At 61.6% G+C, this 19,198-nt stretch carries 23 protein-coding genes; 6 read left to right on the top strand and 17 right to left on the bottom strand.

Annotated elements, in window-relative coordinates:
* Positions 1–29 precede the first annotated feature (29 nt).
* The 9 genes from hemW to LCH64_RS18030 form a co-directional block, all read right to left on the bottom strand.
* Positions 30–1,235 (bottom strand): radical SAM family heme chaperone HemW, encoded by a 1,206-nt coding sequence (hemW, locus tag LCH64_RS17990; RefSeq protein ID WP_226500902.1) that lies wholly within the window; start codon positions 1,233–1,235, stop codon positions 30–32.
* Positions 1,232–1,828, bottom strand: coding sequence for an RdgB/HAM1 family non-canonical purine NTP pyrophosphatase (gene rdgB, locus LCH64_RS17995; RefSeq protein ID WP_226500903.1), 597 nt, complete (start codon positions 1,826–1,828; stop codon positions 1,232–1,234). Before rdgB ends, hemW begins: the two co-directional genes overlap by 4 nt.
* The gene (locus tag LCH64_RS18000; protein WP_003229128.1) at positions 1,825–2,259 is read right to left on the bottom strand and encodes a DUF4426 domain-containing protein; all 435 of its coding nucleotides are present in this window, start codon (positions 2,257–2,259) and stop codon (positions 1,825–1,827) included. The genes rdgB and LCH64_RS18000 overlap by 4 nt, the downstream gene beginning before the upstream one ends.
* Before the next feature lie 26 nt (positions 2,260–2,285).
* Positions 2,286–2,906, bottom strand: a complete 621-nt coding sequence (gene metW, locus LCH64_RS18005; RefSeq protein ID WP_003229126.1) for a methionine biosynthesis protein MetW — start codon at positions 2,904–2,906, stop codon at positions 2,286–2,288.
* Between the two features lie 7 nt (positions 2,907–2,913).
* The gene (locus LCH64_RS18010) at positions 2,914–4,053 is read right to left on the bottom strand and encodes a homoserine O-acetyltransferase (protein ID WP_003229124.1); all 1,140 of its coding nucleotides are present in this window, start codon (positions 4,051–4,053) and stop codon (positions 2,914–2,916) included.
* A 184-nt stretch (positions 4,054–4,237) separates the two neighbouring features.
* Positions 4,238–4,531 (bottom strand): DUF167 domain-containing protein, encoded by a 294-nt coding sequence (locus LCH64_RS18015; protein WP_182402856.1) that lies wholly within the window; start codon positions 4,529–4,531, stop codon positions 4,238–4,240.
* Complete coding sequence (locus LCH64_RS18020) at positions 4,528–5,118, bottom strand: YggT family protein (protein ID WP_003229120.1); 591 nt, start codon at positions 5,116–5,118, stop codon at positions 4,528–4,530. Before LCH64_RS18020 ends, LCH64_RS18015 begins: the two co-directional genes overlap by 4 nt.
* A 10-nt stretch (positions 5,119–5,128) precedes the next feature.
* On the bottom strand, positions 5,129–5,947 hold the full coding sequence (proC, locus tag LCH64_RS18025; protein ID WP_226500904.1) for a pyrroline-5-carboxylate reductase: 819 nt from the start codon (positions 5,945–5,947) through the stop codon (positions 5,129–5,131).
* A 28-nt stretch (positions 5,948–5,975) separates the two neighbouring features.
* Positions 5,976–6,662 carry a YggS family pyridoxal phosphate-dependent enzyme gene (locus tag LCH64_RS18030; protein ID WP_226500905.1) on the bottom strand — a complete coding sequence of 229 codons (687 nt, stop codon included), beginning with the start codon at positions 6,660–6,662 and terminating at the stop codon, positions 5,976–5,978.
* Between the two features lie 56 nt (positions 6,663–6,718).
* Here LCH64_RS18030 and LCH64_RS18035 point away from each other — a divergent pair, with 56 nt between their 5' ends.
* Entirely contained in the window at positions 6,719–7,753 is a 1,035-nt protein-coding gene (locus tag LCH64_RS18035) for a type IV pilus twitching motility protein PilT (protein WP_103485177.1), read from the top strand.
* A 132-nt stretch (positions 7,754–7,885) separates the two neighbouring features.
* On the opposite strand, the gene LCH64_RS18040 is transcribed toward LCH64_RS18035, so the two are convergent.
* The gene (locus tag LCH64_RS18040; RefSeq protein ID WP_103521226.1) at positions 7,886–8,512 is read right to left on the bottom strand and encodes a C40 family peptidase; all 627 of its coding nucleotides are present in this window, start codon (positions 8,510–8,512) and stop codon (positions 7,886–7,888) included.
* 248 nt (positions 8,513–8,760) lie between these two features.
* Here LCH64_RS18040 and LCH64_RS18045 point away from each other — a divergent pair, with 248 nt between their 5' ends.
* Positions 8,761–9,192 carry a TM2 domain-containing protein gene (locus tag LCH64_RS18045; RefSeq protein ID WP_041063521.1) on the top strand — a complete coding sequence of 144 codons (432 nt, stop codon included), beginning with the start codon at positions 8,761–8,763 and terminating at the stop codon, positions 9,190–9,192.
* Positions 9,193–9,299: 107 nt separating this feature from the next.
* Here the strand turns inward: LCH64_RS18045 and LCH64_RS18050 are convergent, their stop codons facing one another.
* The 7 genes from LCH64_RS18050 to gshB all read right to left on the bottom strand — a co-directional run bounded on the left by LCH64_RS18050 (position 9,300) and on the right by gshB (position 15,387).
* Complete coding sequence (locus tag LCH64_RS18050) at positions 9,300–10,571, bottom strand: dihydroorotase (protein WP_226500906.1); 1,272 nt, start codon at positions 10,569–10,571, stop codon at positions 9,300–9,302.
* Complete coding sequence (locus tag LCH64_RS18055; RefSeq protein WP_003229107.1) at positions 10,568–11,572, bottom strand: aspartate carbamoyltransferase catalytic subunit; 1,005 nt, start codon at positions 11,570–11,572, stop codon at positions 10,568–10,570. Before LCH64_RS18055 ends, LCH64_RS18050 begins: the two co-directional genes overlap by 4 nt.
* Positions 11,573–11,600: 28 nt before the next feature.
* Positions 11,601–12,107 (bottom strand): bifunctional pyr operon transcriptional regulator/uracil phosphoribosyltransferase PyrR, encoded by a 507-nt coding sequence (gene pyrR, locus LCH64_RS18060; RefSeq protein WP_003229104.1) that lies wholly within the window; start codon positions 12,105–12,107, stop codon positions 11,601–11,603.
* A gap of 80 nt (positions 12,108–12,187) precedes the next feature.
* Positions 12,188–12,625, bottom strand: a complete 438-nt coding sequence (gene ruvX, locus LCH64_RS18065; protein ID WP_003229101.1) for a Holliday junction resolvase RuvX — start codon at positions 12,623–12,625, stop codon at positions 12,188–12,190.
* Positions 12,625–13,197 carry a YqgE/AlgH family protein gene (locus LCH64_RS18070; protein WP_103485179.1) on the bottom strand — a complete coding sequence of 191 codons (573 nt, stop codon included), beginning with the start codon at positions 13,195–13,197 and terminating at the stop codon, positions 12,625–12,627. Before LCH64_RS18070 ends, ruvX begins: the two co-directional genes overlap by 1 nt.
* Positions 13,198–13,408: 211 nt before the next feature.
* On the bottom strand, positions 13,409–14,308 hold the full coding sequence (locus LCH64_RS18075; protein WP_003229097.1) for an energy transducer TonB: 900 nt from the start codon (positions 14,306–14,308) through the stop codon (positions 13,409–13,411).
* 107 nt (positions 14,309–14,415) lie between these two features.
* The gene (gene gshB / locus LCH64_RS18080; protein ID WP_003229095.1) at positions 14,416–15,387 is read right to left on the bottom strand and encodes a glutathione synthase; all 972 of its coding nucleotides are present in this window, start codon (positions 15,385–15,387) and stop codon (positions 14,416–14,418) included.
* A 225-nt stretch (positions 15,388–15,612) separates the two neighbouring features.
* Between gshB and pilG the strand changes: the two genes are divergently transcribed.
* From pilG to LCH64_RS18100, 4 genes are all read left to right on the top strand, one after another.
* Positions 15,613–16,017: a twitching motility response regulator PilG gene (pilG, locus tag LCH64_RS18085; RefSeq protein ID WP_003229093.1), complete on the top strand. Its 405-nt coding sequence runs from the start codon at positions 15,613–15,615 to the stop codon at positions 16,015–16,017.
* A 60-nt stretch (positions 16,018–16,077) separates the two neighbouring features.
* The gene (pilH, locus tag LCH64_RS18090) at positions 16,078–16,443 is read left to right on the top strand and encodes a twitching motility response regulator PilH (RefSeq protein ID WP_003229091.1); all 366 of its coding nucleotides are present in this window, start codon (positions 16,078–16,080) and stop codon (positions 16,441–16,443) included.
* A gap of 10 nt (positions 16,444–16,453) precedes the next feature.
* Positions 16,454–16,993, top strand: a complete 540-nt coding sequence (locus LCH64_RS18095) for a chemotaxis protein CheW (protein WP_003229089.1) — start codon at positions 16,454–16,456, stop codon at positions 16,991–16,993.
* A gap of 144 nt (positions 16,994–17,137) precedes the next feature.
* Entirely contained in the window at positions 17,138–19,192 is a 2,055-nt protein-coding gene (locus tag LCH64_RS18100; RefSeq protein ID WP_003229088.1) for a methyl-accepting chemotaxis protein, read from the top strand.
* Positions 19,193–19,198 lie beyond the last annotated feature (6 nt).

The following is a 19,198-nucleotide window of genomic DNA, read 5'->3' on the forward strand; positions in this document are numbered from 1 at the left end:
GCGGTTTTCCTTGGGGCGGCCGTTAGGGCTCAGCTCAGAAATTTCTGCAGCAAATCGTTGAGAAACAGTTGTCCGCGCTCGGTGGCCGCCAGACGTGACGGTTCGACCTGCATCAGGCCGCTTTGTTCGGCCTCGCGGCGGTGTTCGGCGAGACTTTCCAGCGGCAGGCCGGTGCGCTCGGGATACAGGTGTGATTCCACCCCGGCCGTCAGGCGCAAAGCGTTCATCAGGAACTCGAACGGCATCTCGTCGTTGCTCAGGGCTTTCTCGCCGGCCTGGAAGCTCTTGGCTGGGTTGAGATAGTCCTTCGGCAGGCGTGTCTTCCAGGTGCGGACGATGCGCCCGTCCGGGTGGCTGAGCTTGCCGTGGGCGCCAGCACCGATGCCGATGAAGTCGCCGAAACTCCAGTAATTGAGGTTATGCCGCGCCGGGCGCCCAGGCTGCGCGTAGGCCGAGACTTCGTATTGCGCGTAACCGTGCGCGGCCAGCAGCGCTTGCCCGGCTTCCTGAATGTCCCACAGCGTGTCGTCTTCCGGCAGCACCGGTGGCTGGTTCCAGAACACCGTGTTCGGCTCCAGTGTCAGCTGATACCAGGAGATGTGCGTCGGTTTCAGTTCGATGGCCTGGCGCAGATCGCTCAAGGCATCGTCCAGCGACTGATCCGGCAAGCCGTGCATCAAGTCGAGGTTGAAGTTATCGAAGCCGGCCTGGCGCGCCATTCCCGCCGCGCGTACCGCTTCGTCACCGTTGTGGATACGCCCGAGCGCTTCGAGTTTCTGCTGCTGGAAGCTCTGGATGCCGATCGACAGGCGATTGATCCCCAGTTTGCGATACGCAACGAACTTCTCTTGCTCGAAGGTGCCGGGATTGGCTTCCAGGGTGATCTCGATGTCGTGGGCGAACGGGATGCGCTGCTCGACGCCTTTGAGCAAGCGCCCGAGCGCTTCGGCGCTGAACAGACTCGGCGTACCGCCACCGAAGAAGATCGAGTTGATCTGACGGCCGTACACCGCGTGCAGATCCTGATCGAGATCGGCCAGCAACGCGTCGACGTATTCCTGCTCCGGCAGCACCGGGCTGGCGGTGTGCGAGTTGAAATCGCAATACGGGCATTTGCGCACACACCACGGGATGTGGATGTACAGCGCCAGGGGCGGCAGCGTTGGCAGCGGCGCCCGCGGCGAAGAGGCGGCGCCGCCGATGATCAGCGACGACGCGGAGGGGGTATCGGTCATTTCAGGCCCAGACGCTGGCGCAGCAGATCCATTGCACGGGCGCGGTGGCTGATCCGGTTCTTGTCTGCCGGGCTCAGCTCGGCGCTGGACAGGTCACGCTCCGGCACCCAGAACAGCGGGTCGTAGCCGAAACCGTGCTCGCCGCTGGCGGCGGTCAGGATGCGTCCGTGCCACAGACCTTCGCAGAGAATCGGCAATGGATCATCGGCGTGACGCACCAGTGCCAGCACGCAGACGAACTGCGCGCCGCTCTCGGCTTCCGGCACATCTTTGAGGGCGTCGAGCAGTTTGGCGTTGTTCGCCGCATCGCCCTTGCCGTCGGCATACCGCGCCGAGTAGATGCCCGGTGCACCGCCGAGGAAATCCACCGCCAGACCGGAATCATCGGCCAGCGCCGGTAGACCGGAGATGCGTGCGGCATTGCGCGCCTTGAGGATCGCGTTCTCGACGAACGACAGGCCGGTTTCTTCCGGCTCGACCTTGCTCCATTCGCCGATCGAGCGCAGTTGCACCGAATCGCCGAGCATGGCCTGGAGTTCCTTGAGTTTGCCGGCGTTATGGCTGGCCAGTACGAGCTGCTTGATGTTCATCATTCGCCGGGAAAGAGTTCTTGGTTGAAATTGATGGTGTTGATCTTGTCGCCCGTCTGCACCTTGATTTCAAAGGTGCGGGTTTCCTGTTGTTCCACCGGGTACTGGGCGATGTAGTAGATCGCGCCCTGTTCGGTGACCTGGCGGAAGTTCAGCGGCACGCTTTGGCTGGTCAGGTCTTTGACCGTACCGGTGACGTTGGCGCTCAGCGGTTTGCCGTCCTTGATCACCGAGACGTTGATCACGCCCTGAGTCTTGCTGCGGATCAGTTCGGCCGCTTTGGCGATGTCCGGCTGCAGGTAGGTGGAGTTGAAGGTGTTGTAGTGCACCGTCACGTCGCCGAAGGTTTCCTGGCGCTCACTTTTGATGATGTCCGCTGCCATGGCGCTGGCGCTCAGGCAGGCGGTCAGTAACAACAGGGCTAGACGACCCATGATCGTTCTCCTCGAAATGTCGTGGTTCAGACCGCGACCCGATGATCTGCAAGCACCGGGCTGCTGACGCGGTAGATACCGATCTCACCTAACAGATTAGGCCATAGCTTACTGGCCCACCCGTGACGGTGCTGTTGATCCACGGCAAGCCGATCAATGACCTTCGCATCACGTTCGCGACAAAGTTCTTCAAAATCTTCGAAGGTGCAGAAGTGAATGTTCGGCGTGTTGTACCAGGTGTACGGCAGAAACTCGGAGACCGGCATCCGGCCCTTGCTTGCCAGATACCAGCGGCAGCGCCAGTGACCGAAGTTGGGGAAGGTGATGATGCACTGACGACCGACCCGCAGCATCTCGTCGAGGATCTTGTCCGGGTAATGCACGGCTTGCAGGGCCTGGGTCATGACGACGATGTCGAAACTGTTGCTGGCGAAGTTGCCCAGCCCCTTGTCCAGGTCCTGCTCGATGACGTTGATGCCCTTGGCCACGCACTCGGCGATGTTGTCGGCGTCGTTTTCCAGGCCGTAACCGGTGACGTTCTTGTTGTCGCGCAGCCAGGTCAGCAGTTCGCCGTCGCCGCAACCGAGGTCGAGCACGCGGCTGCCGGCGGGGATCCATTCCTGGATGATTTCCAGATCAGCTCTCATGGCTTGTTCACACCGTAATTCGGTTCATGTAATTGCCGAACGCCTGCAGATAGCGCGGGATCGGAATCAGGAAGGCGTCGTGGCCCTGTGGCGCGTCGATTTCCAGGTAGCTGACGTCTTTGCGTGCCGCCATCAGCGCGTCCACCAGTTCTCGCGAGCGGGCCGGGGAGAAGCGCCAGTCGGTGGTGAACGACATCACGCAGAACTTGGCGGTGGCGTTTTCGAAAGTTTTCGCCAGGTTATCGTCGAAGTTCGCCGCCGGATCGAAGTAGTCCAGCGCCTTGGTCATCAACAGATAGGTATTGGCGTCGAAACGCCCGGAAAACTCTTCACCCTGATAGCGCAGGTAGCTTTCGACCTGGAACTCGACGCTGTGGAAGTCGTAGTTGAGCTTTTCGCTCTTCAGGCCACGGCCGAATTTCTCGCCCATCGAGTCGTCGGACAGGTAGGTGATGTGCCCGACCATCCGCGCCAGCATCAGCCCGCGCTTGGGGATCACGCCCGCTTCCTGGAACGAACCGCCGTGGAACTCCGGGTCGGTAAGGATTGCCTGGCGCGCCACTTCGTTGAAGGCGATGTTCTGCGCCGACAGCTTGGGGGCCGAGGCGATGGCCAGGCAGTGGCGCACGCGATCCGGGTAAGTGATGGTCCATTGCAACGCCTGCATGCCGCCGAGGCTGCCGCCGATGACGGCGGCGAACTGACGAATGCCGAGCAGGTCAGCCAGACGCGCCTGACTGTGCACCCAGTCTTCGACGGTGAGCACCGGGAAATCTGCGCCGAATGGCTTGCCAGTCTCCGGGTTGATACTGCTCGGGCCGGTGGAGCCGTTGCAGCCGCCTAGATTGTTCAGGCTGACCACGAAGAACTTATTGGTGTCGATCGGTTTGCCCGGGCCGATGCAGCTGTCCCACCAACCGGGCTTGCGGTCGTCGGGGCTGTGATAGCCGGCAGCGTGATGATGACCAGACAAGGCGTGGCAGATCAGCACGGCGTTGCTCGCCTGTGCGTTCAGCGTGCCGTAGGTTTCGTAGATCAGGTCGTAGGCAGGCAGCGAACGGCCACAGGCCAGAGCCAGAGGTTCACTGAAATGCGCCGTTTGCGGCGTCACCAGACCAACAGAATCGGGGGGAAAGGCAGCTGGCATCGACCCTGCTCTCGTTGAAATGAGGCGTAAGTCTAAAGACCGGGGGGGTTAGCGGCAAGCAACGATGGGGCCTGTTTGTTCGCTTTGGACCGAGGTGCGGCCATTCGCGAGCAAGCCCGCTCCCACAGGGGAATGCGATCTCCTGTGGGAGCGGGCTTGCTCGCGAATGGAGCGACTCGGTGGATCAGGCTGGACGCGTCAGATCAGGCAACTCCGGCAGCTTCTTCGGCGCACAGATCTTCACCCGTTTCTGCCGGTTCAACTCGCCGCTGAGCAAACTGACCTGGCTCTTGGAAACCCCAAACGCCTTGGCCAGAAAGCCCATCAGATACGCATTGGCCTTGCCCTCGACCGGCGGCGCGGTGAGGCGGATCTTCAGGCGGTCACCGTGCAGCCCGGCGAAATCATCGCTGCGGGCTGCCGGTTGCAGATGACATTCGAGGATCAGATCGTCGCCGTCCCAGCGAAACCAGCTCACATCAGCAGGCGCAGGATGTCCGGCATCATGGTCATCGCCGCCAGATTGTTGATCACCAGCATGTCGATCAGCTTCAGCGCCAAGAAGGCGAAAATCGGCGACAGGTCGAGACCGCCGAGGTTCGGCAGGATGCGGCGGAACGGTGCCAGCGCCGGCTCGCAGATCTGGTTCACCAGTTCAGCGCCCGGGTTGTGGCTGCCCGGGGCGACCCACGACAGGATCACGCTGATAATCAGGGCGAAGAAGAAAATCTTCAGGAACAGCGCGGTAACGCCGATGATCGACCAGATAAACAGTTGCAGCGGGTTGCCGGTGGTGCCGTAGGTCAGCAGCAGGGTCAGGGCCATCAGCGCCAGTTGCACCAGAATCGCCAGCACCAGCGACGACATGTCGAGGCCGAAGATGCTCGGGATGATCCGGCGCAGTGGCTTGAGCAGTGGCTGGGTAGCCTTGACCACGAACTGGCACAGCGGGTTGTAGAAGTTCGCGCGCACCAGTTGCAGGACGAAGCGCAGCAGCACGATCAGCAGGTACAGACTGCCGAGGGTTTGCAGCACGTAAACCGCTGCAGTGTTCAATCCAATCATGTAAGGCTCCTTATTTGCCCAGTTGTTCGGCCATTTCGGCCGAGCGGTGCGCGGCGGCGCCGAGTGCTTTTTCCACCAGGGCTTCGAAGCCGTTAGCCTGGAATGATTTGATCGCGGCCTCAGTGGTGCCATTTGGCGAGGTCACGCGGCGGCGCAGTTCGGCAGCGTCGACATCGCTGGATACCGCCATGTGCGCGGCGCCCAGAGCCGTTTGCAGGGTCAGTTGCTCGGCGATTTCCTTTGGCAGGCCGAGTTTGACGCCAGCGGCGGTCATCGCTTCGATCAGCAGGAAGAAGTACGCCGGGCCGGAACCGGAGACGGCGGTCACCGCATCGAGTTGCTGTTCTTCATTCAGCCACAGCGCGATACCCACGGCGGACAGCAGCTCTTCAGCCTGCTGACGCTGCTCGGCGGTCACTTCGCTGGTGGCGTACAGGCCGCTGACGCCCTGACGCAGCAGCGCCGGGGTGTTCGGCATGCAGCGCACGATCGGCTGCTCGCCGAGCCATGCGGTCATGCTCGCGCAAGTGATGCCGGCGGCGATCGACACCACCAGTTGCTGCGGTTTCAGGCTTGGGCGGATGGCTTCGCACACGGCTTTCATCGCCTGTGGCTTGACCGCCAGCACGATCACGTCGACGCCATCGATGGCCTGGGCGTTGTCGGCGAAGGTTTCGATGCCGTGTTCGGCGCTGACGCGCGTTCGGGTCTCTTCGCCCGGATCGCTGGCGCGGATGTGGCTGGCTTGCAGACCCTTGGCCCGCAGGCCGCCGATCAGGCTGGCGGCCATGTTGCCGGCACCGATAAAGGCAATGCGTGTGTTGCTCATGTCAGGTCCTTTTTCAGATGGCTGTCGGTCATTGCTGACCGTAATCTCTGGCGCCAAACAGCGCGGTACCGATCCGCACCCACGTGGCGCCTTGGGCGATGGCCGACTCGAGGTCGTGGCTCATGCCCATGGAAAGTGTGTCGAGCGGCAGATTCAGGCTGGTCTGCAAACGTTGCACGGCAGCAAAAGCGGCATCCTGTTCGGCGCGATCTTCGGTCGGCTCGGGAATCGCCATCAGCCCGCGCAGTTTCAGCCGGGGCAGGGCGCTGATGGCCTCGGCCAGCGCCGGCAGGTCGGCCGGGGTGCAGCCTGACTTGCTGGCTTCACCACTGACGTTGACCTGAATGCAGATGTTCAGCGGCGGCAGCTCGGCCGGGCGCTGTTCGGACAGGCGTTGGGCGATTTTCAGGCGATCCACGGAGTGCACCCAGTCGAAATGCTCGGCGATGGCGCGAGTCTTGTTCGATTGAATGGGGCCGATGAAGTGCCAGATCAAGGGCAGGTCGGCCAGTTCGAGCTGTTTGCCCAGGGCTTCCTGCAGATAGTTCTCGCCAAAGTCACGCAGGCCGGCGGCGTAGGCTTCACGCAGGTCTTGCGCCGGTTTGGTCTTGCTCACGGCCAGCAACTGGATGCTGTGTTCATCGCGGTTTGCAGCTTTAGCCGCTGCCTGGATACGCGAACTAACCTGAAGAATGTTGTCTGCTATCGTGGACATCAAGAGGCGCCGGCGGTCTGAAGGTTCGCGGCATTCTACTGGAATTGAGGGACGCTATGGATATCACTGAACTGCTGGCGTTCAGCGCCAAACAGGGCGCTTCCGACCTGCACCTGTCGGCCGGTCTGCCGCCGATGATCCGCGTCGATGGCGATGTGCGGCGGATCAATCTGCCGGCGCTGGATCACAAACAAGTGCACGAATTGATCTACGACATCATGAATGACACCCAGCGGGTCGACTTCGAGAAACACCTGGAAACGGATTTCTCGTTCGAAGTCCCCGGTGTCGCGCGCTTTCGGGTCAATGCGTTCAATCAGAACCGTGGCGCTGGCGCGGTGTTTCGCACCATTCCCTCGAAAGTGTTGAGCATGGAAGACCTCGGCATGGGCGATGTCTTTCGCAAGATCACCGATGCCCCGCGCGGGCTGGTGCTGGTGACCGGGCCGACCGGCTCCGGCAAGTCGACCACGCTGGCGGCGATGATCGACTACCTCAACACCCATCGCCATCACCACATTCTCACCATCGAAGACCCGATCGAGTTCGTCCACGAATCGCGCAAATGCCTGATCAATCAGCGCGAAGTCCATCGCGATACCCGCAGCTTCGCCACGGCGTTGCGCTCGGCGCTGCGCGAAGACCCGGATGTGATTCTGGTGGGCGAGATGCGCGACCTGGAAACCATTCGCCTGGCCCTGACCGCTGCCGAGACCGGGCATCTGGTGTTCGGCACGCTGCACACGACGTCAGCCGCCAAGACCATCGACCGTATTGTCGATGTGTTCCCGGGCGACGAGAAGTCCATGGTGCGTTCGATGCTGTCCGAGTCATTGCTGGCGGTGGTGTCGCAGACCCTGATCAAGAAGATCGGCGGTGGACGGGTGGCGGCGCACGAGATCATGCTGGGAACGTCGGCAATCCGGAACCTGATCCGCGAGGACAAGGTGGCGCAGATGTATTCGGCGATTCAGACCGGCGGATCGTTGGGGATGCAGACACTTGACATGTGCCTGAAGGAGCTGGTGACCAAGGGCCTGATCAGCCGCGAGCATGCGCGGGAGAAGGCGCGTACGCCGGATAATTTCTGAGAGAGGCTTGTGTTGCTTTCACTGGCCTCTTCGCGAACAAGCCCGCTCCCACATTGGAATGCATTTCCATGTGGGAGCGGGCTTGCTCGCGAAGGGGTCAGTACTGCTTGAACAGATTCTGGATCAGTCAGCTCAGCGCTGAACCACACGCATCTGCTTGCCAGCCGGTTCTTTCGGCAATACACGCTTGGCAACCACGTAATGCTGTTCCCAATAAGGCTTGTTCAGCGTATCGATGCTCACCGCTTTGCCACGGCGTGGGGCGTGGATGAAGCGGTCGTTGCCCAGGTAGATGGCAACGTGGTTGACCCGACGGCTCTTGATGTTGAAGAAAATCAGGTCGCCCGGTTTCAGATCCTTGCGTTCGACTTTCTCGCCATGACCGCTGGCCATCGCGTTGGACGTACGTGGCAGGTCGAAGGTCGCGTCGTTGAACGCATATTTCACCAGACCACTGCAATCGAACCCTTTACTTGGGCTGCTGCCGCCCCAACGATAAGGAGTACCAAGGACGTTCACCGCACGGCTCAGGACGTTGCTGCTTTCCTTGTTGGCCATCGGTGGCACCAGCTTGCCGTGATGCTTGCTGGCGAGCGTGGTGTGTTTCGTTTGTTTGCTGCTCTTGCTCGAAGGAGCCGAAGCATGGGATTTAGGGGTGAAACCGTTAACGTTGGGAAGACGTTGCTCACGATTGGTGGCGTGGGCGGCCAGTGGCATTAATAGGCAAATAGTTAGCCATGTCTTGAAAAATGGTCGCATTAGGCGTGGCTCTTATGTGGTAGCGCGCAACTTTATAACAGCTTTTTCGTCCCTTCCGAGGCCGTTGGTCGATTCCATCTGAGGGCAACGGAACCAAACAAGCGGCAAATGGACGCAATTGTCGGACAGAAGTCCGGTGCTATAAGGCTTTGACGGACGACACGGTAACATTTGCCGTACGTCGGCCACATGTAAAAAAGTCACAAAGAATTAAAGAAAATTTATCTATTGGGTGAATCGAGGTCTTCATGAACCGCTATCAGCAGGTTGCTGCACCGCAGGATACGCACAGCAAAATCATCGGGTATCTGCTGTGGATTTTTGGTTTCACCGGCGCGCACCGCTTCTATTACGGCAAGCCGGTGACCGGGACGATCTGGTTCTTCACCTTCGGTCTGCTGGGCATTGGCTGGCTGATCGACGTGTTTCTGATCCCGGCAATGGATCGCGAGGCGGATCTGCGTTTCACCGCAGGACCGATCGAATACAACGTGGCGTGGATTCTGCTGACCTTCCTGGGCGTATTCGGCGTGCACCGGATGTACCAGGGCAAGTGGATCAGCGGCTTGCTGTATCTGCTGACCGGCGGGTTGTTCTTTGTCGGCGTGTTGTATGACTTCTGGACCCTGAATGATCAGGTGTCGGTGCGCAACGCGCAGAACAGAGGCGCCTTCCAGTAATTGTGGCGAGGGAGCTTGCTCCCGCTGGGCCGCGAAGCGGCCCCTCTCTTGATCCAAAAGAAGGTCTGCTGCGCAGCCCGGCGGGAGCAAGCTCCCTCGCCACAGAGTTACGCCTGGTGGCTGATTCGCCCGTCCACCAGCGTATAGCGCACCACACTTGGCAAACTATGCCCAAGGAACGGGCAGTTCTCGCCCTTCGACAGCCAGCCTTCACCGGCCACGGTGGACGCCTTCGGGTCGAACAGCACGATATCCGCCGCACCGCCCACCGCCAGTTTGCCCGCCGGCAGACGCAGCGCATCCGCAGGCCCGGCACTCAGGCGCGCCAGCAGGGTCGGCAGGTCCAGCAAGCCATCCTCAACCAGCGTCATCGCCAGCGGCAGCAGCAATTCAACACTGCTGATGCCCGGCTCGGTCGCGCCGAACGGTGCCAGTTTGGCGTCGCGCTCATGCGGTTGGTGATGGCTGGAAATCGCCGAAATGACCCCGGATTTCACCGCTTCGCGCAGGCCATCGCGGTCGGCGCGGGTGCGCAGCGGCGGTTGCACGTGATACAGGCTGCTGAAGTCGATCAGCGCTTCATCGGTGAGGATCAGCTGATACAGGGCGACATCTGCGGTGACCTTCAAGCCACGGGCCTGCGCCTGGGCGATCAGGGCCACACCGCGCGCGCTGGTCAGTTGGCTGAAGTGCGCGCGCACGCCGGTCTGCTCGACCAGCAGCAGATCGCGAGCGAGGGCCACGGTTTCCGCGGTTTCCGGAATCCCCGGCAGACCGAGGAAACTGGCGACCGGGCCTTCATGGGCCAGACCGCCATCCGCCAGATCGTGATCCTGCGAATTGAAAATCACCGTCAGGTCGAAGGTGGCTGCGTACTCCAGCGCCCGGCACAGGGTGCGGGTGTTGCGGAAGCTCTCCAGACCGTTGCCGAACGCCACACAACCGGCGTCGCGCAGCGCCACCAGTTCAGCCAGTTGCTCGCCGTCCAGGCCTTTGCTCAGTGCGCCAATCGGGAACACCTTGGTGTTGCCGGCCTCGCGGGCGCGGTCAAGGATCAGTTCGGCCACGGCCGAAGTGTCGAGCACCGGTTTGGTCTTCGGTGGGCAGCACAGGCTGGTCACGCCGCCGGCCGCAGCGGCGCGGGTTTCGCTGGCGATGCTGCCTTTGCGGCTGTAACCCGGTTCGCGCAGGGCGACGTTCAGGTCGACCAGCCCCGGTGCGGCGACCAGCCCGCTGGCGTCGATGGTTTCTACTGCGGTGAAACCGGCCGGTGCGGCGCCGAGGGCGACGATCTTGCAGGCTTCAACGTGGATGTCGGTGATTTGATCCATGCCGCTGCTTGGATCGATGACGCGGGCGCCGAGAATGCTGAGCTTCACTGGGCGTTCTCCTGCTCGAATTGACGTTGCGCTGTTTGCCCGCTCATGGCCATCGACAGCACGGCCATGCGGATGGCGATGCCGTAGGTGACTTGATTGAGGATCACCGAGTGCGGGCCGTCGGCCACTGCGGACTCGATCTCTACCCCACGGTTGATCGGCCCCGGGTGCATGACGATGCAATCGGGTTTGGCCCCGGCCAGACGCGCGGTGGTCAGGCCGAACAGGCGGTAGAACTCGCCTTCGCTCGGCAGCAGGCCGCCGGTCATGCGCTCACGCTGCAGGCGCAGCATGATCACCACGTCGACGTCCTTCAGGCCTTCGTTCATGTCGGTATAGACCTTGACGCCGTACTGCTCGATGCCGATCGGCAGCAGGGTCTTCGGCGCGATCACGCGGATGTCCGGGCAGCCGAGGGTCTTCAGGGCGAGCATGTTCGAGCGCGCCACTCGCGAGTGCAGGATGTCGCCGACGATCGCCACCGAGAGGTTTTCGAAACCGCCCTTGTGCCGACGGATGGTGAGCATGTCGAGCATGCCCTGGGTCGGGTGGGCGTGACGGCCGTCGCCGCCGTTGATGATCGCTACTTGCGGGCAGACGTGTTCGGCGATGAAGTGTGCGGCGCCGGAGTCACCGTGGCGCACGACGAACATGTCGGCAGCCATCGCTTCGAGGTTGCGCAGGGTGTCGAGCAGGGTTTCACCTTTACTGGCCGAGGAGGTCGACACGTTCAGGGTGATCACGTCCGCCGACAGCCGCTGGGCCGCCAGTTCGAAGGTGGTGCGGGTGCGGGTGGAGTTTTCGAAGAACACGTTGCACACGGTCTTGCCGCGCAGCAACGGGACCTTCTTCACCGCCCGGGCACCGACTTCGAGGAACGAGTCGGCAGTGTCGAGGATTTCCGTCAGCAACTCGCGGCGCAGGCCGTCGAGCGAGAGGAAGTGGCGCAGCTGGCCCTGATCATTGAGCTGCAGCGGGCGCTTGGTATCTAGAGGCGTCATCGCGAGGGGGACTCTCAATAAGGGCGGGTTAAGGATTCAGGTCTTGCAGTTCGAGCGTCAGCGGCTCCGGGCCGGACAGCTTGACGCGCTCGTTGGCGGCCAGCGACAGGGTCGCGCCGACCACGTTCGGGCGGATCGGCAGTTCGCCAGCGTCCAGGTCGAGCAGGCAGACCAGGGTCACGCTGGCCGGGCGGCCGTAGTCGAACAATTCGTTCATGGCGGCGCGGATGGTCCGGCCGCTCATCAGTACGTCATCGATCAGCACCAGATGCTGGCCTTCGATCTCGAAGGGCAGGGCCGACGGGCGCACCTGTGGGTGCAGGCCGTTCTGGCTGAAGTCGTCGCGGTAGAAGGAAACATCCAGCGTGCCCAGTGGCGCGTCGCTGGCCAATTCCTTGAGCAGGGCCTGCGCGACCCAGATGCCACCGGTGCGGATGCCGATGTAACGCGGTTCGCGGATATCACGCTGTGCCAGGTGCGCCTTGAGGCGGATCGCCATCTGGCTGATCAGATCGGCGGGATTGGGCAGGCTCATGGTTGCTCCTTCTTGGGGCCGAGCCGGGTCCTTGGACGCGGCTCGGGTCGTAGCTCAAAAGAAAAGCGCCGAAGCGCTTGTCAGGATTCAAACAATGCAGTGTTTTCGTCGAGCCAGCCTTGCAGCAGCAGGGCGGCGGCGATGGCGTCCACCGGGTTGTCGCGGTAACTGCCTTTCTGCCCGCCACGCACCAGTCGCTCACCCTTGGCTTCGAAGGTGGTCAGACGTTCGTCGTGGGTATAGAAGGGCACATTGAAGCGGCCATTGAGGCGCCGGGCGAATTTCTCCGCGCGCAGGCACATCTCGCTCGGCGTGCCGTCCATGTTCAGCGGCAGGCCGACCACCACGGCGTCGGGTTTCCATTCCTTGAACAGCGCTTCGACCTGATTCCAGTCGGGCACGCCGTTCTGCGCTTTCAGGGTGCACAGCTCGCGGGCCTGGCCGGTAATCACCTGGCCGACCGCAACGCCGATCTGTTTGGTGCCGTAGTCGAAGCCGAGAATCAGGCGCAGGGCCATCAGGCGTGCCCCGCCTGGCTGGTCAGCAGGCTGAGGTTGATCCCCAGGTGCCGGGCCGCTGCCTCAAGCCGCAGTTCGCTGCTGGTGTTGAACAGGATGTCGGCGTCGTACGGGCAGGTCAGCCAGGCGTTGTCGGCCAGTTCGGCCTCCAGTTGCCCGGCTTCCCAACCGGCATAGCCGAGGGCAATCAGGCTTTTCGCCGGGCCCACACCGTCGGCGATGGCGAACAGCACGTCCTGGGAGGTGGACAGCGCCAGATTACCGTCCAGCTCGACGGTGGCCTGAAAGGTCTTGCCCGCCGGGTGCAGGACGAAACCGCGATCGGTCTGCACCGGGCCACCAATGAAGATCGGCACATGCTGGCACAGCGCTGGCGGATCGATGTCCGGGCGCAATTGCTCGAGGATGTCAGCCAGATTCAGCTCTTGCGGTCGATTGACCACCAGCCCCATGGCGCCATTGGCCGTGTGCTCGACGATGTAGGTCAAGGTGTGGGCAAAGTTCGGGTCGGCCATGTGTGGCATGGCGATCAGGAAGTGATGCTTGAGGTAGCTGGGGCTGACGTTTTTCATGAGCGATAGTGTGGCGTTCAAGGGGCGAACTGACAAGCTGGGGATGCGTTGCGAATGGTCTTCCCGCCCACTGTGGCGAGGGAGCTTGCTCCCGCTCGGCTGCGCAGCAGTCGTAAAAACTGATATCTCGGTGTATCTGATAAATGCAGGGGGCCGCTTCGCAGCCCAGCGGGAGCAAGCTCCCTCGCCACAAAAGCCCTTATGCCGGCGGTCAGTTGCTGGAAAGCTTGTCGCCCCGGGCAAATTTCCAGGTGCGGATGATTTCCAGTCGGTCGATATCCGACAGATCGCCGGTAAACGGCGCAAACGGTGCCGCCAGTCGGACGATGCGCTGCGCCGCCTGATCCAGCAGCGGCTGGCCGGAGGATTCCAGCACCAGCACTTCATACAGCGAGCCGTCGCGGTTGATCGAGACCATCAGCCGCAGGTTGCCGTAGATCTGCTTGCGCCGCGCTTCTTCCGGGTAATTGAGGTTGCCGATGCGCTCGACCTTCTTGCGCCAGTCGTCCTTGTACCAGGCGCCCTTGTCGCGCATGGTCGAGGCGGCGCTCAAACGGTGAATGCGCGGGCGCTTGGCGTACAGCTGCTGTTCGTTGGCCAGTTCCGCTTCGAGGCTGGCGATGTCGCTGGACAGCTGCGAGCTGTCGAACGTCGGCGCGTTGACCGCAGGTTTGGTCTCGGTCCTGGTTTCTTCTTTCTTGGTCGGCGCCTTTTGCTGTTTCGGCGCCACCGTCGTCACTGCAGCCTTGGGCGCGGCTTCGCGCACTTCCGGTTTGGCGGCCGGGGGCGGGGTGACCTTCTTGACCTGATTGTCCTGGAACGGCGCGACCTCGGTGGTCTTGGGAATCGCCTTCTTGTCCAGGGTGCCGCTGCCTTCCTGGTTTTCCTGAGCGAGGAAATCAGCCTTTTTCGGCTTGGTTTCGCTCTTGAAGGTGGCAAGGGTGATTTCCAGGGTTTTACTGATCTGCTTGGGCTCGACCATGGTAAAGCCGACACCGAGCAGCAGCGCCAAATGAATCAGCGCCGCGAGAAACAGGGTAAATCCGAGGCGATCGGCCGGGCGCACGCCACGATGGGCGAGTTCTGCGGGCAGATCGGACGGGAGGGTCATGACAAGAAAACCAACATCGCGTTTTTCAGAGGCTGCGCATGATAACGCAATGTTGGTTTCACGCCTTGGGCTTCACGCTTCAAGCGACAAGCTGCATGTGACACACGTCAAGCTTGCGGCTTTTTGCCGGCGGCTTGCAGCTTCTTGTCGATCGCGTCCATCAGCAGGCCGCCGATGTCGGTACCGAAAGCGTTGTCGATTTCGCGGATGCAGGTCGGGCTGGTGACGTTGATTTCGGTGAGGTTTTCACCGATCACGTCCAGACCGACGAACAGCAGGCCTTTCTCGCGCAGAGTCGGTCCGACCTGAGCGGCGATCCAGCGATCCTTGTCGGTCAGCGGCCGCGCTTCGCCACGACCACCGGCCGCGAGGTTGCCACGGGTTTCGCCTTGGGCCGGAATCCGCGCCAGGCAGTAATCCACTGGCTCGCCGTCGATCATCAGGATGCGCTTGTCACCATCCTTGATCGCCGGCAGGTAGGCCTGGCCCATGATCTGCTGGTTGCCGAGGGCGGTCAGGGTTTCGAGGATCACCGACAGGTTCGGATCGCCCGCGCGGTGGCGGAAAATCGAAGTGCCACCCATGCCGTCCAGCGGCTTGAGGATCACGTCACCGTGCTTGGCGGCGAATTCGCGCAGCACATCGGCGCGGCGGCTGACCACGGTTGGCGGGGTGCACTGCGGGAACAGCGTGGCGAACAGTTTTTCGTTGCAGTCGCGCAGGCTCTGCGGCTTGTTGACCACCAGCACGCCGGCGGTTTCCGCCTGTTCCAGCAGGTAGGTGGAGTAGACGAACTCCATGTCGAACGGCGGATCCTTGCGCATCAGGATCACGTCCAGATCGCTCAGCAGGTTGTCCTGCTCGGCGTCCAGTTCGAACCATTTTTCCGGGTTGGCGAAGACTTTCAGCGGCTTCATGCGCGCCCGCGCCTGACCTTCGGCCTGATACAGGTCGCGCTGCTCCATGTAGAACAGTTCCCAGCCACGTTTCTGCGCGGCCAGCAGCATGGCCAGCGAGCTATCCTTTTTATAGGAAATGCTGGCGATAGGGTCCATGACAATCCCGACGCGAACGCTCATTGGGTTTTCCTCGAAAATTGGCTACCGGATCGGTATTGAAAAAGTGCCGCCAGAGTGGCGCCGGGCGGGTTTTCGGTCAAGGAAAAACCCGTCGATAGATTGCATCTGGAGACTGTGCTAAAAAGGCTGGCATATCGTGCTGGCCCTTGAGCATCAAGGGTTTCCAGCCATTACTCATTGCAAAACGGACAATTTGATTCGCAAAGGCGACGGTAGAGCCCCCTTATGGAACAGCAGTCCAGCGCCTTGAAGGTCATGGTGATCGATGACTCGAAAACGATTCGTCGCACCGCCGAAACACTGTTGAAAAATGTGGGCTGCGAAGTCATCACGGCGATTGATGGTTTTGACGCTTTGGCGAAGATCGCCGACCACCACCCCGGGATCATTTTTGTCGACATCATGATGCCGCGTCTGGATGGTTATCAGACCTGCGCTTTAATCAAGAACAACAGTGCGTTCAAGGCCACGCCGGTGATCATGCTGTCGTCGCGTGACGGGCTGTTCGACAAGGCCAAGGGGCGGATTGTCGGTTCTGATCAATTTTTGACCAAGCCTTTCAGCAAGGAAGAACTGCTCGACGCGATTCAGGCCCACGTTCCGGGCTTTGCCGCCGTTTTGCCGCAGTAAGACACGTACAGTGACGCTCGGCCAGCGGGCCGGATGTCGACAAGAAAAATGGGGAAGACCATGGCACGTATCCTGATCGTCGATGATTCGCCGACTGAAATGTACAAACTCACCGGCATGCTCGAAAAGCACGGCCATGAAGTGCTCAAGGCCGAAAACGGCGCCGACGGCGTGGCCCTGGCCCGTCAGGAAAAGCCCGACGCGGTCTTGATGGACATCGTCATGCCCGGCCTCAATGGCTTCCAGGCCACCCGGCAACTGACCAAGGATGCCGAGACCAGCCATATTCCGGTGATCATCATCACCACCAAGGATCAGGAAACCGACAAGGTCTGGGGTACTCGCCAGGGCGCGAAGGATTACCTGACCAAACCGGTCGAAGAAGACACCCTGATCAAGACCCTGAACAACGTATTGGCCGGTTGATCGCGCCGCCATGAACCAGTCGCTGACCGCGTTCGAACTGCTGTGGCAGATCGACCAGCGCTGCCGCCTGCTGGCGGCGGACCTGCCGTCGCAAGCCGGTCGTCAGGATCGCTGGAGCGGCATCGGCTTTCGCCTCGGCGAGCACTGGTACGTGACGCCGATGGGCGAAGTCAGCGAAGTGCTGCACGAACCGCGCTGCACTCAGTTGCCCGGGGTCAAGCCGTGGGTCAAAGGGGTGGCTAACCTGCGTGGGCGCTTGCTGCCGATCATGGACCTGTGCGGCTTCTTCGGCCATGAGCTGTCGCCGCTGCGCAAACAGCGGCGGGTGCTGGTAGTGGAGCATCAGGACGTGTTCGCCGGGCTGCTGGTTGATGAGGTGTTCGGCCTGCAGCACTTCGAGCAGGACAGCTTCGAGCCGATCTCGATCAGCAAGCGCCAGGGTTCCAAGGCGGAGTTCGTCAAAGGCTATTTCCGGCGCGAGCAGAACTGGCGGGTGTTCAGCCTGTTTGCACTGGCCAAGTCGCCGGTGTTCATGAGCGTCGCGATATAGCCGTAACAACAAAGATCCCTTGTAGGAGTGAGCCTGCTCGCGGTTCAGGCACCGCGGTGTATCAAATACACCGCGTTATCGTTCAATCGCGAGCAGGCTCACTCCTACAGGTTCTACGGGTGAGCTTCAAACAGGCGAGGACCGATGACAAAAGCAAAAACAGGCAAATCGGCGGAAGGGTCGCGCAGTCGTTCGCAGATCATTGTGCTGTTCATCGCACTGATCGTGTTCATCATGCTGCTGTTCGCCAACTTCGCCTACCTCAACACCCAGGCCAACTACGACAAGCAGTACATTGGCCACGCCGGTGAGCTGCGCGTGCTGTCGCAGCGGATTGCCAAGAACGCCACTGAAGCCGCCGCCGGCAAGGCCGCCGCGTTCAAGTTGCTGAGCGATGCGCGCAACGATTTCGCCCAGCGCTGGGGTTACTTGAAGAAGGGCGATCCGGCCACCGGCCTGCCACCCGCGCCGGCCAGCGTGCGCCCGGAAATGCGCGCGGTGCAGCTGGACTGGGAACGCCTGCTGAAAAATACCGATGCGATTCTCTCCAGCGAACAGACCGTGCTCTCGCTGCATCAAGTCGCCGCGACGCTGGCCGAAACCGTGCCGCAGTTGCAGATCGAATACGAAAAAGTCGTCGAGATCCTTCTGCAACGCGGCGCCCCGGCAGCGCAAGTGGCGATGGCCCAGCGCCAATCGCTGCTCGCTGAACGCATTCTCGGCGCGGTCAACACCGTGCTGGCCGGTGACGAAAACTCGCAGCAGGCTGCCGACGCTTTTGGCCGCGATGCCACCCGTTTCGGCCAAGTCCTCAACGGCATGTTGCAGGGCAACCCGACCCTGAAAATCAGCCAGGTTGAAGACCGTGATGCCCGTGCGCGGCTGAGTGAAATTTCCGAGCTGTTCCAGTTCGTCTCCGGCTCCGTGGATGAAATCCTCGAAACCTCACCGGAGCTGTTCAAGGTCCGGGAGTCGGCGAGCAACATTTTCAGCCTGTCGCAGACCCTGCTCGACGAAGCCTCGCACCTCGCTACCGGTTTCGAAAACCTTGCCGGCGGGCGCAGCACCGACACCATCGGCGGCTACGTGCTGGGCTTGCTGGCGCTGGCCTCGATCATCCTGATCGGCATGGTCATGGTCCGTGAAACCAATCGCCAGTTGCGCGAGACCGCCGAGAAGAACGAACGCAACCAGAACGCGATCATGCGCCTGCTCGACGAGATCGAAGACCTCGCCGACGGCGACCTGACCGTGACCGCCTCGGTGACCGAAGACTTCACCGGGACCATCGCCGATTCGATCAACTACTCGGTCGATCAACTGCGCGATCTGGTCGCGACCATCAACCTCACCGCCGGCCAAGTCGCCGCCGCCGTGCAGGAAACCCAGGCCACCGCCATGCACCTGGCCCAGGCCTCGGAACATCAGGCGCAGCAGATCTCCGAAGCCTCGACCGCGATCAGCGACATGGCCCAGTCAATCGATCAGGTCTCGGCCAACGCCGCTGAATCATCGGCGGTGGCCGAGCGTTCGGTGGAAATCGCCAACAAGGGCAACGAGGTGGTGCACAACACCATCCACGGCATGGACAACATCCGCGAGCAGATCCAGGACACCGCCAAGCGCATCAAGCGCCTGGGCGAGTCGTCGCAGGAAATCGGCGACATCGTCAGCCTGATCGACGACATTGCCGACCAGACCAACATCCTCGCGCTCAACGCGGCGATTCAGGCCTCGATGGCCGGAGATGCCGGACGCGGTTTTGCCGTGGTCGCCGACGAAGTGCAGCGGCTGGCCGAGCGCTCGTCCGCGGCCACCCGGCAGATCGAAACGCTGGTGCGGGCGATTCAGGCTGACACCAACGAAGCGGTGATTTCCATGGAGCAGACCACCACCGAAGTGGTGCGCGGCGCGCGACTGGCGCAGGATGCCGGAGTGGCGCTGGAAGAAATCGAAGGCGTATCGAAGACCCTTGCCGCGCTGATTCAAAGCATCTCCAATGCGGCGCAGCAGCAGACCTCGTCGGCCGGGCAGATTTCCATGACGATGAACGTGATCCAGCAGATCACCACGCAGACGTCATCCGGCTCGACCGCCACCGCCGAGAGCATCGGCAATCTGGCGAAGATGGCCAGTCAGCTGCGTCGTTCGGTATCCGGTTTCACCTTGCCGTCGGCGTCCGCGACGGACAAGGCGTGAGTGGAG

The organism is Pseudomonas sp. MWU16-30322 (assembly GCF_020515535.1).
Lineage (GTDB): Bacteria > Pseudomonadota > Gammaproteobacteria > Pseudomonadales > Pseudomonadaceae > Aquipseudomonas > Aquipseudomonas fluorescens_H.